Source organism: Bacillus sp. YP1, from assembly GCF_000877815.1.
GTDB lineage: Bacteria > Bacillota > Bacilli > Bacillales > Bacillaceae > Bacillus > Bacillus subtilis.
Map to the genome: position 1 here is coordinate 1,696,764 of NZ_CP010014.1, position 14,185 is coordinate 1,710,948.

Here is a 14,185-nt window from a genome sequence, read left to right on the forward strand (position 1 = left end):
GCAGCCTTTATTTACTATTCTAAAAAACAAAGCGTTTTATACAAATGTAATTAGTTGACATAATGTTGTTATTGTAAATATATAAAGGAGCGCTTTTTTGCGCTCCTAAGTTCTTGCTTTTACACCGGATAAACCGGATGCTTTCGATTGGTAAATGTCATTTCCTTTGTCATGTATGCCTTGAGCCGTTTGGCCAGCTCATCACGCAGCGAATTGGCTGGGATAACAGCATCAATGATCATTTCTGAAGCCAGACGGTAGATATTGATGTCCTCTTTATATTCTTCCCGTTTGCTGCTGATAAATGCGGCTCTCTCTTCTTCTGGCAGCTCGGCGATTTTTTTAGCGTAGACAGCGTTTACAGCTGCCTCAGGGCCCATGACGGCGATTTGGGCGGTTGGGAGCGCTAGACAGCAATCCGGTTCAAATGCCGGCCCTGCCATTGCATACAACCCAGCCCCGTAAGCTTTTCGGACAATGACAGAGAGTTTTGGAACAGTTGCCTCCGACATCGCAGAAATCATTTTCGCTCCGTGTCTGATAATCCCAGCCTGTTCTACTTTTGTGCCAATCATAAAACCGGGGATATCGGCTAAGAACAGCAATGGGATATGAAAAGCGTCACATAAGGTAATAAACTTAGCCGCTTTGTCTGCTGAATCGTGGAATAAGACGCCTCCTTTTACCTTCGGCTGGTTTGCAACAATGCCGACAGGCTGTCCGTGGATTCGTGCGAGGCCCGTCAATAATTCCGGTGCAAATAAGGCTTTAATCTCAAAAAATGAGTCTTCATCTATGACCCGCTCAATCAGCTCATGCATATCAAAAGGTGCGTTTTGATTTTGCGGAATGACGTCGGCAAGCGGAGTGTCGAAGTGTTTTGGCGGGCGTTTCTTATGAATGGGCGCTTTTTCTTGAAAATTTGCCGGAAAGTAAGACAAATAAGCCCGCGCCAGCTGTATGGCTTCTTCTTCAGTTTCTGCAAGAATATCTCCGCAGCCGGAGATTGAGCAATGCATACGGGCGCCACCCATTTCTTCAAGAGACACTTTTTCGCCAATAACCATTTCCGCCATCCTTGGCGAGCCTAAATACATGGAGGCGTTACCGTCTACCATAACGACGATATCACAGAAGGCCGGAATATAAGCGCCACCTGCCGCAGATGGTCCGAAAAGCAGACAGATTTGCGGAATGCGTCCCGATAATTTGACTTGATTGTAAAAAATTCTTCCTGCACCGCGTCTCCCTGGAAAGACATTGATTTGGTCGGTAATTCGGGCGCCTGCCGAATCGACTAAATAAATGAGCGGACAGTTTAATTTTTCGGCGGTTTCTTGAATTCTGATGATTTTTTCAACTGTTTTTGCTCCCCATGACCCCGCTTTCACTGTTGAATCATTCGCCATGACGCAAACGGTTTGGCCGCCGATTTTGCCGATAGCGGTGACAACTCCGTCAGCGGGAAGCCCGTCTGACATACATTCCGCAAAAAAAGCGTCTTCTAGCTCAATGTCATCGTCAAAGAGAAGGGAAAGCCGCTCTCTGACAAAGAGCTTGCCTTTTTCCCGATTGCTTTGATGATACTTTTCCGCTCCGCCTTTTCGAATCCGTTCAGCCCGTTCTGTTCGTTCCTTTTCATAATCCATGAGCATTGCCTCCCTTTTATATTCCCTTGTATACGGCCCGTCTTTTTTCTTGAAAGGCCTGAAGCCCTTCTCTCCTGTCTTTTGTCGGGATGGTTTGTTCATACGCTTTTTGTTCAATCGCAAGGCCTGTAGCGAGATCTGTCTCCAATCCTCTATTGATTGCAAATTTAGCCTGACGGACAGCGATCGGCCCGTTGGCAGAAATGGCTGCGGCCAGTTCCTTTGCTTTTGGCATAAGGTCACAAGGAGCCGTGACATGCTCTACAAGGCCGATTTCTTTTGCTTCGTGTGCGGTCACGCGTCTGCCTGTATAAATGAATTCTTTTGCTTTTCCTCTGCCAATCAGCCGGGGCAGCCTTTGGGTCCCTCCAGCGCCCGGGATAATAGCTAACCCTGTTTCCGGAAGTCCCAGCACAGCTGATTCAGTTGCGATTCGAAGGTCGCATGCCAATGCCAATTCTAGTCCGCCGCCTAATGCGCTTCCATTTATCGCAGCTATGACCGGCTGAGGCAAGGCATCAAGTAAAGCCGCCGTTCTTTGAATGAGAGATACACTTTCCAGAACCTGATCTTCTTTCAGTTTTATCCGTTCCTTCAGGTCTGCCCCTGCACAAAACGCTTTTTCACCGGTGCCTGTGAGGATGACGCAACGGATGTTTGAGTTGAATTCAATTTCCTGGATAATCATTTGCAGGTTTCTAAGCATTTCAGCTGAAAGAGCATTTGCTGCCTGAGGCCTGTTTAAGGTGACCAACGCAATATGTTCATTTTTAACAGTAAAAAGAATAGAATCTCCCATTGTATGCGTCCTCCCTTTTATCAAGATGATTTAAACACCTGTAAATTTCTGCTCGGCAGCGGTTTGCCCATTTTTTCTTCAATCCATTTGGCCGCAGATAGCAGTTTTTCTAGCTTTACATTTGTTTTGATATCCATCTGTTCAAGCATGTACACGATATCCTCAGTTGCGGCGTTTCCTGATGAACCTGGCGCATATGGGCATCCCCCAAGCCCGCCTGCCGAGCCGTCGAACACCGTGATGCCCATTTGGAGTGCTGTGACCATGTTGGCCAGAGCGGTTCCTCTCGTATCATGAAAATGCAAGGCAATTTGATTAGCCGGGAATCGTGCCAAAAGAGCTTCAAGTACAGTTTCCACTTGGGCGGGATTAGCCGCTCCAATCGTATCTCCAAGCGAAAGTTCAGAAATCCCAAATTCAAATAGAGCTTCTGAAAGGCGAATGACTTGTTCAATGGGGACATCTTTTTCGTACGGACAGCCGAAAACAGTCGAGAGGTAGGCTCTTGTTGTGAGGTTTGCTTTTTGTGCGTCGTTGTTTACTTGTTTGAGTATATGAAGGGATTCAGAAGTGGATTTATTGATGTTTTTTCTGTTGTGCGTCTCGCTGGCGGACATAAAAACGCAAGCCTCGTTAATGCCTCCTTCAAGTGCATTCTCCAGTCCTCTTTGATTCGGGACAAGTGCCGCGTACGTTACCCCTTTTAAACGGTCGATGCCTTTTGCTACGTCGATAGCATCTCGAAGCGCCGGAATCCATTTCGGGTGAACGAAGGATGTGATTTCAATATACGAAAGCCCTGTCCGGGAAAGCTGGTTGATCCAGGTTATTTTATCCTCTGTTGCGATCCATACGGGCTCGTTTTGTAAGCCGTCACGCGGGCCGACTTCTTTGATTGTCACTTTTTTAGGATATGACATGTTCTTCCTCCAAATTATTGAGTGGAATCGCTCAGTTCGAGCAGTACGTCTCCTTCATTTACAAAGTCGCCTTCATTTTTTTTGACTTCTTTTACGATTCCGCTTCTATCTGCAACGATCGGGATTTCCATTTTCATCGATTCCAAAATGGCTACCTCCTGGCCCTTTTCGATTTGGTCGCCGGCTTTGACGTGGACTTTCCACAGGTTTCCTGCCATTTGTATGTTAACCGTCATGACAACTGCCTCCTTTACAGGTGTTGTTTCAAAAAGTCAGTCGTGACATCCCCTTCTTTAAATGCCTTTGTTGCCGCAGCCTGTATGAGAAGCGGAAGATTTGTTTTGATTCCCTCTACACGATAGTCGCGAAGCGCTGTCTCTAGTTTTTCAATTGCTTCTGTTCTGGTTTGGCCTTTGACAATCATCTTAGCGATCATCGGGTCATAAAAAGGGGTAACGGTGCTGTCTTTTGCTACCGCACATTCGTGTCTGACTCCTTTTTGGTCAGGAAGTGAAAACGCAGTGATCGTACCTGGTGACGGGAAGAAGGTCTTGGGATCTTCCGCGTATATTCGAACCTCTATCGCATGCCCGTTCCGTTGGATGTCTTTTTGGGAGAATGTGAGTGTATGGCCCGCAGCAATCCGCAGCTGCTGCTCAACTAAGTCCAGGCCTGTTATTTCTTCAGTCACGGGGTGTTCAACTTGCAGTCTCGTATTCATTTCGAGGAAATAAAAATTTTGCTTCTGGTCAACTATGAATTCGATGGTGCCTGCGTTCGTATAGCCGATTGCCTTTGCTGCTTTTACCGCTGTTTGCCCAATCTTCATTCTTAGTTCATCGTCTACAAATGGAGACGGTGCTTCTTCAATGACTTTTTGGTGGCGCCTCTGAACAGAGCAATCACGTTCAAACAGATGTACTGTATGGCCGTGTTGATCGGCCAAAAGCTGAACCTCGATGTGACGCGCATGTTCAATAACTTTTTCTATATACATCGACCCGTCACCGAAAAAATCTGCTGCGCGCTTTTTGTTTCCCTCGTACGCTTTTTTTAATGCTTCTTCATTTTCAACACGCTGCATTCCGATGCCCCCTCCGCCCGCTGAAGCTTTCAGCATGACAGGATAGCCGATTTGACATGCGGTGCGGCAGGCTGCCTCTATATCTCCGAGGGATTCAGAAACGCCCGGCACCACAGGGACACCTGCAGCCTCCATTGCTTTTCGCGCTTCAATTTTGCTGCCCATCTTTGCGATGATATCAGGGGAAGGTCCGATAAACACGATGTTTTCTTGCTTGCAGCGTTCAGCGAACCGGCTGTTTTCTGATAACAATCCATATCCCGGGTGGATCGCGTCGGCATTTGCTTTTTTCGCCGTCTTTATGATTCTCTCTATATTTAAATAACTTTCACTGACTCTCGATTCTCCGATCAAATAAGCCTCTGTAGCGGCTTTTGTATGGAGCGCGTCCTTGTCTGCTTCTGAATAAACCGCAACCGTTTTAATGCCGAGACGGCTGCATGTTCGGATAATTCTCATTGCAATTTCTCCGCGGTTGGCGATCAGTACTTTTGTAAACATGATTTCACCTCATTGACTTGATGATAGGTTGAACATTTCAATCGTTTTTTCTCGCAGTTTATATTTTTGAATTTTGCCTGAGGCCGTCATCGGATAGTCATCCGTAAAAATAACATAACGCGGAATTTTGTGGCGGGCGATTTTCCCTTTGCAATAGGCTTTAAGCTCATCAGGTGAAACGCTTTTACCGTCTTTCAGTTTAATCCAGGCTGCAGCTTCCTCCCCGAATTTGGCGTCAGGCACACCAACGACCTGTACATCTAAAACAGCGGGATGCCGGTATAAAAATTCTTCAATTTCCCGCGGATAAATGTTCTCGCCGCCTCTGATGAGCATATCTTTTAATCTTCCGGTGATGCGGCAGTATCCGTCTTCATCCATGACAGCAAGATCTCCGGTAAACAGCCATCCGTCATGATTGATTGCTTTTCTGGTCGCATCTTTGTCTTTATAATAGCCTTTCATGACGTGATAGCCACGGGTGCACAGTTCTCCCTGCATGCCTCTTTGAACTTCTTGACATGTCCCAGGTTCTACAATTTTCACCTCAGTATGTGGCAGGGCGCGGCCGGTTGTTTCGACTCTTCTTATGAAGGAATCATTTGCTCTCGTTTGCGTAATGACTGGCGAGGCTTCGGTTTGTCCATAGGCGATCGTAATGTCTTTCATGCCCATCCTTTCAATCACAGCTTTCATCACTTCACTTGGGCAGGGAGAGCCGGCCATGATTCCTGTTCGGAGCGTCGATAGATCATATGCATCAAAATCCGGATGATGCAGCTCGGCGATAAACATGGTAGGCACACCATGGAGCGCTGTGCATTTCTCTTTTTCTACCGTTTTAAGGACGGTAACGGGATCAAATTCTTGCACGGGTATCATGGCTGCCCCGACGGATACACATGCCAAAACCCCAAGGACGCATCCAAAGCAGTGAAAAAACGGAACCGGGATGCACATGCGGTCTTGAGAGGTTAAAGCCATACATTCAGCGATATTGGCAGCGTTATTGATGACATTGAAATGGGTCAGCATCACGCCTTTTGGAAACCCTGTCGTTCCTGATGTGTATTGCATATTAATCACATTGTCTTTATCCAGGCTGTTCATTCTCTCTTCAAGCTCAGCATCTGTCACTGTTTTCGCCAATATCTCTGTATCGTCCCAATTATACATGCCAGGCAACCGTTTATTGCCAATATAGATCAGCGTTTTTAAAAAGGGATAGCGTTCAGATTTCAGTTGGCCGGGCTTTGCTTCGTGCAGTTCTGGAATTAAATTGCTCACGATGTCTGGATAGGAAGTGCCCCTGTATGAATCCATGATGATAAGTGCCGCGGCATCCGATTGCTTTAACAAGTAATCAAGCTCGTGTGCTTGATAATTGGTATTGACAGTTACGAGCACGGCTCCGATCTTTGCAGTTGCGAACTGGACGACAAGCCATTCAGGGATATTAGAAGCCCATATGGCGACGTGGTCTCCTTTTCCAATCCCCATCCGCATGAGACCTTTAGCGGTTTGACGGCAAAGATTGTCAAATTGGGCGTACGTATAGCGGATATTTCGGTCTGGATAAACAACCGCTTCTCGATCGGGATACGCATCAGCTGTTTGTTCCAGCAGCCTGCCGATTGTGGAATGGATGAGTTCAGCCATTGATTGTTCCTCCTTTCTTAATAATTAGAAAGCGTTTACATTTTCATTTTAAAAGCTGTCTGGCGATCACGAGGCGCTGAATTTCAGATGTGCCTTCACCAATTTCCATTAATTTTGCATCCCGCAGCATCCGTTCCACCCCGTACTCTTTCATATATCCTGAACCTCCATGGATTTGAATGGCTTGATTGCAAGCTCTAGTCGCCATTTCAGATGCGAACAGCTTGGCGTACGCCGCTTCTTTTGTGAACGGGCGGTTATGGTCTTTCAGCCAGGCGGCTTTTAACACCATTTGCCGTGCTAGATCAATTTCCATCGCCATGTCAGCAAGCTTAAATTGAATCGCTTGGAAGGAAGAAATCGGCTGTCCAAATTGCTTCCGTTCTTTCGCATATGCCAATGATGCGTCAAGGGCCGCTTGAGCAATGCCGACTGCAAGAGCAGCAATGGAGATTCGACCACCGTCCAGCGTATATAGAAACTGTTTAAATCCTTTTGTTGGATCGCCGAGTAAGTTGCCCGCAGGCACTCTTACATCCTCAAGCAAAATTTCTGCTGTATTCGAACCACGGACGCCCATTTTATCGTACGGGCTCGTAATCGTGAGTCCTGGTGTGTCAGTTGGCACAATCAATGCGGAGATGATGTTTTTTCCGTCTTTGTTTTTGCCTGTTACCGCGGTCACAATAACTGTCCGTGCGTAGCTTGCATTTGTAATCCAGCACTTTTCGCCGTTGATTACATACTCGTCACCATTTGAAATCGCTTTTGTTTGAGTGCCCCCCGCATCTGAGCCGGCATTTGGTTCCGTCAGGCCGAATGATCCGAGTGCTGTGCCCGAAGCCAGCGGCGTCAAATGCGTCCGTTTTTGTTCTTCTGTTCCAAAGTAATAGAGAGGGCTGGCGCCTAATGAGACCGCTGCAGCATAGCTTAATCCAGTACTGCCGCAGGCTTTGCCGACTTCTTCAACCGCTAAGGCATATGAAATCGTATCACCGCCAGATCCGCCGTATTCTTCTGGAAATGGAATACCCATCAGACCGAGTTCACCCATTTTTTTAAATGTTTGCATCGGGAACTCGCCTGTTTGATCTACATGTTCAGCGTGAGGAGCAATTTCTTTTTTCGCAAAATCTTTTACCATTTCACGCACCATTTGTTGTTCTTTTGTCAGCTCAAAATTCACATCGTTTCCTCCTTCACATCTTTGTAACATCCTATTAGGCGAGTTCTATAATCATTCCCTGACAAGAAAAGTCTGAAAATTAAAACTGAATCATTTTTTATGTGATAATTTCAGCGGAATGAGCAAATACATGCAGTAGGCGCATACCATCCATATCGCAAACGCAATAACTTGGCCCTTTGATAAAGCCGGGAAGATGAGGGGATGATTCCAAAGGGAAATCGTATCCATCAATAAACCGACCGCTGATCCCCATATACCTAGCTTGATCACCGCGAACTGTGATTGAAAATTCAGCGGTTTACCATCGTTTCCTGTCCCCAAAATCACTTTTTAAAAAAAGACGACTTAGAAAGCCGTCCTTCTCATTTCTTATTTTGTTGTTCGTTTGGAAGCCTTGCTTTCGTTATGAAGCCGGTCTGCTGAAGTGACATAATACGTATATTTCTTGTTAGGATCTGCCGTGTTATCTAAGAAGGTTTGCTGCTCATGTGTTTTTCTTTGAGTTGCCAGCAATGTGTTCTGCTTTTTCCCTTCGGCTCTGTATATCGCATAATAGGCTGTTTCTTTCGTTTTTTGATTTGATGGGTGATCTTTAATCTGCAGAAGATTGCCGTTTTTGTCTTCGGTGACTTTCGTAAGCTTCGGTTTTTTTGGGGCGGTATTGTCAAGCCAAGGCATTTGCGGAACCAGTGCCGGCTTGCTGTAAAGATCGGCGATAAGCCTGTCTTTGATGCCAAGCGGATTTTTGTTGAGGTCCTTGAGGCTGAAATGCATGCTTCCTTTCACCAGTTCAAGCTGGCGGTTCAAAGTGATTTGCCGCACATATTCCTCAGGGTCGGACCAAGGCGGATCAAAATTGTTATTGATTTTATATGCTGCCTGGCCAATATATAAGTGAACAGGCCTATTTTTGACTTCATTGCTCCACCAATCAGCCAGCACGTCGTAAGCCGCTGCGTTAAAGCCGATACTCCAATAAATTTGCGGAGCAATATAATCGATGTCGCCTTCTTGGATCCAATGTCTTGTGTCTGCATATAGATCATCATAATTTCTGACGCCTGCTTTTGTATTCGATCCGGTCGGGTCATCTGCGGCGTTTCTCCATACTCCAAAGGGACTGATGCCGAATTTGACATACGGTTTTTCAGCTTTAATTGTTTGGTTGATTTGTTTGACAAGCTGGTTCACATTGTCCCGCCGCCAGTCATCGATATTAGAAAAAGCGTCTTTTCCGTATTGTTCGTACTGTGCTTGATCAGGAAATTCCTGTCCCGCTATTTTATAAGGGTAAAAATAATCATCCATATGAATAGCATCGATATCATAATGTTTTACGACTTCTTCAATGCCTTTGACGATAAAATCTCTCGTTTCTGGAATGCCTGGATGATAATACAGCTGGTTTCCATAGGCGGCAACCCAATCTGGATGTTTTCTTGCCGGGTGACTCTCAGACAATTTATTAAGATCTGTATGATTCATTGTAATACGGTAAGGGTTAAACCACGCATGAAATTCCAAATTTCGTTTATGGGTTTCTTCAATCATAAATGCAAGAGGATCATAGCCCGGGTCCTTCCCTTGGACACCGGTTAAGTATTCCGACCAAGGCCCGTAAGCTGACGGATAAAAGGCATCAGCCGTCGGTTTAATCTGAACGATAACGGCATTCATTCCCATTTTTTGCACATCGTCCAGCAGTTTGATATACTCCTGTTTTTGCTCTTTCACAGATAACCCTTTTTTGGACGGCCAATCAATATTTAATACGGAAGCAATCCATACGGCTCTCAGCTCCCTGTCAGACTGCGCATTGGCCATAAACGGAACGGAAATGACAAACGTTCCGATGATCAAGCTGACAAGGAAACGGACAATCGACTTTTGGCAAACCTTCATTCTGTTTCTTCTCCCCCATTACATCACTTTCACTATTCGCTATTACGGTATTCCCGGGCTATAAAAGGGTGATTAACAGAATGTCTATCTCACTAAATAAACGAAAAAAGTCCTAAAGCATGTTGTGAGCCGCTTTTAGGACTTTTTATCATTTATCATGGTTTGCAGACTTTTTAACACGTCAATAAGTTTTACGCCGACACCGACAGCCGTTTCAAGGATCGCTTGTGCTCCGGCAATGGCTAAAATAAAGATCAGCGGTATTGCAATACGAGGCAAAAAAAGATAGCCAAGTCCGATCAAGATGGCACACCAAACACCGGCACACCAGTAGCAATTGAGCATGTATCCAAAGTTAGAAGCCGGCACGCTTTTTTCATCTACATGCCCGTTTTGATCAACAATCCTTTTCTTTTTCATAAAAGGTTTTCGGATAAATTCTGTGATTTTGTCGAATACAATCAAATGTGTCAGCCTGTAACTGGCTAGAATCAGCATGATAAACGTAAGAAAAGATAGATGATCCATGACAAGCCTCCAAGAAAAAGGATGATGTTATCATTCCCTAGTGTCATCGATCCATTCTTTGATACAAAAAGAAGCGGACAGAGAATGCCTCTGTCCGCGAATCTGTTCTATTGTTTGTGCGGGATTGCTTTATTTGAAGTGATCTTTTCTAAAATGTCAAGGATGATGTCAGCATTCTTTTCAGCATATGTTCCTTCCAGCATGTCTTTATGAGCGCCAAAACCCGTGTACTCGCTGTAGTTTCCACAGGCGCCTTCCCATTTCGTTAAGCCTGTATTCTCGCTGGTTTCGATTTGAATTCCAGCTTCGATGAAATGAATGCTTGCTCTGATGTGCCCTTCATTCAGCAATTGTGCCCAATATTCTTGATAGTTTCTTTTTTTCTTCATCACCTTTTCTCTGACTGCTTCAGGCAGATATGCTGCAGATTCGTTATTCCCGGTATCAATAGGCAAAGGCTGTTCTTTTAGATAAGCGTCCACGATAATGAAGTCGCTGACTTCTAATCCTTTGCGCTCCATAGCCTGTGCCACTTCAAAAGCCAGGTTTCCGCCTGCAGAGTAGCCTAATAAAACGTATGGGCCCTCAGGCTGTATGTCCGTCATGCAATTAACATATTGTTCAATGCGGGTGTCTTGTTCAATAAAGTGAAACCCGTATACGGCTGCCTTCTCATTCAGTAATAAAGCAAGGTCTTTGAAATAAATGCCAAATCCCGATATCGGCGGGAAGCAGAAAAGATTTTGCGCGCCGTGCTGGTTCAGTTTGATCACATGCTGTTCATCTGCCGCTGTCAGCTGTTTAGAATAAAGTTTTTCGGCAAGCTGAGCGATTGTCGGATGTTCGAACAAGAAATCAATCGGTATGTCAATGTTCTGCTGATGTTTGAGTGTATGTATGACTTGCAGTGCTTTTAGTGAATGTCCGCCAATAGCAAAGAAGTCATCATCAATACTGATTGTGTTAACACCGAGGACTTGCTTCCAAATGTTCGCCAATTCTTCTTCAACCAAGTTTCTTGGCAATATGATGTTCTGTCGTTTGGCAGGCTTATTTTCTGGAATAGGCAGCGCGCTGCGGTCTATTTTTCCGTTTCCGGTAAGCGGCATCCGCTCCACACGCACCCAGTGCTGCGGGATCATATAGTCTGGAAGCACACGCGCCAAATCGGCGCGAAAATCCGTATCTGTTTTTTTATGATCACCGACGTAATGAGTGTACAGCTGCGCCTCTCCATCTTTTTCTCTCAATGTCACTGCTGCTTCTTGAACGCCTTCCATTTCTAACAGGCGCGCTTCTATTTCGGCGGGCTCAATTCGTTTTCCGCGAATTTTCATCTGCCTGTCAATTCTGCTGATGTATTCTAAGTTTCCATCAGGCAGCCAGCGTGCCAAATCACCGGTACGGTAAATTCTTTCTCCAGGCAAGAAAGGATGAGGAGAAAAAACAGTATTTGTCATGTCATCTCTGTTCAAATAGCCTTTAGCGACCCCATCACCGCCAACACAAAGCTCGCCGGGAACGCCTATTGGCAAAAGACGTCCTTTTGTATCTAAGATGTAAGCGGTGCTATTGCTGATTGGTTTTCCAATCGGAATCGGCCCCGCATAGTCTCTCTTTATTTCAAAAAAGGTTGAAAAAGTCGTGTTTTCCGTAGGCCCGTAAATATTATGAAGCGCGAGATCTGGGCAGGCGTGCCTGACAGCATTCATCAGAGCAGGCGAAAGTGCTTCTCCTCCGACATATAACGTATGGAGTCCGCGAAACATGTCAGCTCGTACCTGTGCCAGCTGATTAAAAAGAGCTGTCGTTAAAAATAGCACTGTGATGTCATTTTCAAGCAAATACGCTCCAAACCGATCAGGTGTCAGCATTGTCGATTTATCAATGATATGAAGGCTTGCGCCATGTAAAAGTGACCCGAACATTTCAAAGGTGACGGCGTCAAAGCTGATAGATCCAGTCATAATAAACCGGTCATCACCGGACGCAGACGTGTAATTGCTGTTTCTGACAAGGGACACGACATTGCGATTCGTGATCATGACCCCTTTCGGCCGGCCTGTTGATCCTGAGGTATACATGATATATGCAAGATCGTCTGGACTGGAGATGGTGTTGATAGGAAAATGGTTCTCTCCCATCAATGCCTGCGCATCTGCAATCATACATGTTCCTGAGAACGCAGCATTTTGCTCCAGCCCCTTTTGAACAATCAGCATTTTTGCTTGCGTTTCCTCAAGCATAAAGCTGACTCGTTCAGGCGGAAGCTCCTCATCAAGCGGGAGGTATGCTCCCCCTGCTTTTAATACGGCAAGCACACTGATCATGAATTCGGGAGAATGTGCAGCCAATATTCCGGCTGTCTCGTTTTTCCGAAATCCCTTTTGAATTAACTCTCTGGCGAGCGCATTAGAGCGTTTATCAAGCTCTTTATACGAAATAGACATATTGCCATACACAAGTGCGGTATGGTCTGGCGTCTTTTCTGCTTGTTCGCGAAATAAATCGATAATTGTATGATTCTTTGGATACTCCGTTTTAGTATTGTTGAACTGTGTGACAATCTGCTCTTTTTCTGTTGCATCAAGAAAAGAAAAATCAGCAATTGGCATATGAGGGTGCTGTGCAGCTGTGCTAAGCGCTTGCGTAAATTGCCTCTTGATACAGCTGATCCAGGCAGCATCGTAAACGAATGCATTATAGCTGAACTTGACGACAAGCTCTTCGCCGGGAGCAACGACAAGATTAAAGTTATATCCTGATTGCTCGGATACTTGAACTTGATCGATTTGCAGCGGTGAATCGGTTTGATCAGCGGAATCGGCGATTTTCTGCTGTAACGGATAGTTTTCAAAGACGATAATGTGATCAATCAGTTCCTGTTTTAATGCGGTGTTTGCCTGAATATCAAATAAAGGCTGGCAGGTAAACGGCTCAGCTTCCAGCATTTCTTTCTGGCATCGTATGAGCAGTTCTTGAAACGTTTCGTCTTGATGTGTTTTAATTCGAATCGGTATGGTATTGATAAACAACCCTATCATTTGCTCCACGCCCGGGATTTCTGACGGTCTTCCTGATACAACTGCGCCAAACACAACGTCGTCTGTGCGGTTATATTGCTGCAGCATCACACCCCAGACCGCCTGAATTAGGGTAGCGAGCGTGACGCCGTGTTGTTTGGCAGTCTCTTTCAGCTTGTCTGTCAGTGGTTTATTTAATGAAAATATCAAATCTTCACGGTGATAACCTTCTTTTGTTTCTTTATCAGACACACGAGGCAGAGGTGATGGAGTGCTGTAGTTTTTTAAATAGGTATCCCAGTAGGCAGCTGCTTTTTCTTTGTCTCGGTTTGTCAGCCAGGAAATATAGGTGCTGTACGGACGGACAGGGTCTAATGAAAGCGGCCTTCCTGCATGAATCGATTGATAAATTTGCATAAATTCCTGCATAACAATACCTAGGCACCATCCGTCCATTAAAATATGATGGTGACTCCAGATACAGACATGTTCATCTTTAGCTGTTTTGAATAGAGAAATCCGCATCAGCATGTCTTTTTGCAGATCAAAGCCTTTTTGCTTGTCCTTCTCTTTAAAGCGTTCAATATACTCATTCTGATCGTTTGTTGGCAGATGGGAAATGTCTTCGCTGTACAAATGGAATTCACGTTCTGTCATCACGACTTGCCGAGGTCCCGACAAATGCGGGACGTGCGGCAAAAACACGGTTCTGAAAATATCATGGCGGTCGATAATGGCTTGAATGCTGCGCTGAAACCATTCATAGCTGAGGCTTCCTTTAATGGTGAAGAGCGACTGCTCAACGTATGCCCCCTCCTCTTTACGGAGGAAGGAATGAAACAGCATTCCCTCCTGCATATGACTCAGAGGATAAATGTTCTTGATTTTTTTGATGTTATCCATAGTGTCTGCACCTTTCTTCACGGTTTCA

10 protein-coding genes and 1 pseudogene are annotated in these 14,185 nt (G+C 45.3%); all 11 read right to left on the reverse strand.

Features of this window, described 5'->3' with window-relative positions; translation table 11 throughout:
- Nucleotides 1-119: 119 nt before the first annotated feature.
- Entirely contained in the window at nucleotides 120-1,655 is a 1,536-nt protein-coding gene (locus QF06_RS08175; RefSeq protein ID WP_072174027.1) for an acyl-CoA carboxylase subunit beta, read from the reverse strand.
- A gap of 10 nt (nucleotides 1,656-1,665) precedes the next feature.
- On the reverse strand, nucleotides 1,666-2,448 hold the full coding sequence (locus tag QF06_RS08180) for an enoyl-CoA hydratase (RefSeq protein WP_032725839.1): 783 nt from the start codon (nucleotides 2,446-2,448) through the stop codon (nucleotides 1,666-1,668).
- A 20-nt stretch (nucleotides 2,449-2,468) separates the two neighbouring features.
- Complete coding sequence (gene ldeG, locus QF06_RS08185; RefSeq protein ID WP_038827842.1) at nucleotides 2,469-3,368, reverse strand: hydroxymethylglutaryl-CoA lyase; 900 nt, start codon at nucleotides 3,366-3,368, stop codon at nucleotides 2,469-2,471.
- Between the two features lie 14 nt (nucleotides 3,369-3,382).
- Entirely contained in the window at nucleotides 3,383-3,604 is a 222-nt protein-coding gene (locus tag QF06_RS08190; RefSeq protein WP_021479784.1) for an acetyl-CoA carboxylase biotin carboxyl carrier protein subunit, read from the reverse strand.
- A 14-nt stretch (nucleotides 3,605-3,618) separates the two neighbouring features.
- Nucleotides 3,619-4,953 carry an acetyl-CoA carboxylase biotin carboxylase subunit gene (locus tag QF06_RS08195; RefSeq protein ID WP_041850777.1) on the reverse strand — a complete coding sequence of 445 codons (1,335 nt, stop codon included), beginning with the start codon at nucleotides 4,951-4,953 and terminating at the stop codon, nucleotides 3,619-3,621.
- Nucleotides 4,954-4,962: 9 nt separating this feature from the next.
- Nucleotides 4,963-6,612: an AMP-binding protein gene (locus QF06_RS08200; RefSeq protein ID WP_041850776.1), complete on the reverse strand. Its 1,650-nt coding sequence runs from the start codon at nucleotides 6,610-6,612 to the stop codon at nucleotides 4,963-4,965.
- Nucleotides 6,613-6,655: 43 nt separating this feature from the next.
- On the reverse strand, nucleotides 6,656-7,798 hold the full coding sequence (locus QF06_RS08205; protein ID WP_041850775.1) for an acyl-CoA dehydrogenase: 1,143 nt from the start codon (nucleotides 7,796-7,798) through the stop codon (nucleotides 6,656-6,658).
- 90 nt (nucleotides 7,799-7,888) lie between these two features.
- Nucleotides 7,889-8,086: pseudogene (locus QF06_RS08210) on the reverse strand (DUF5367 family protein); the annotation flags it as partial.
- An 84-nt stretch (nucleotides 8,087-8,170) separates the two neighbouring features.
- Complete coding sequence (locus QF06_RS08215; RefSeq protein ID WP_041850774.1) at nucleotides 8,171-9,703, reverse strand: glycoside hydrolase family 10-like protein; 1,533 nt, start codon at nucleotides 9,701-9,703, stop codon at nucleotides 8,171-8,173.
- A 135-nt stretch (nucleotides 9,704-9,838) separates the two neighbouring features.
- Nucleotides 9,839-10,231: a DUF1360 domain-containing protein gene (locus QF06_RS08220; protein WP_014479963.1), complete on the reverse strand. Its 393-nt coding sequence runs from the start codon at nucleotides 10,229-10,231 to the stop codon at nucleotides 9,839-9,841.
- 107 nt (nucleotides 10,232-10,338) lie between these two features.
- A complete protein-coding gene (ppsE, locus tag QF06_RS08225) occupies nucleotides 10,339-14,178 on the reverse strand; it encodes a plipastatin non-ribosomal peptide synthetase PpsE (protein ID WP_080332582.1) in 3,840 nt (1,279 codons plus the stop codon).
- Between the last annotated feature and the right edge of the window lie 7 nt (nucleotides 14,179-14,185).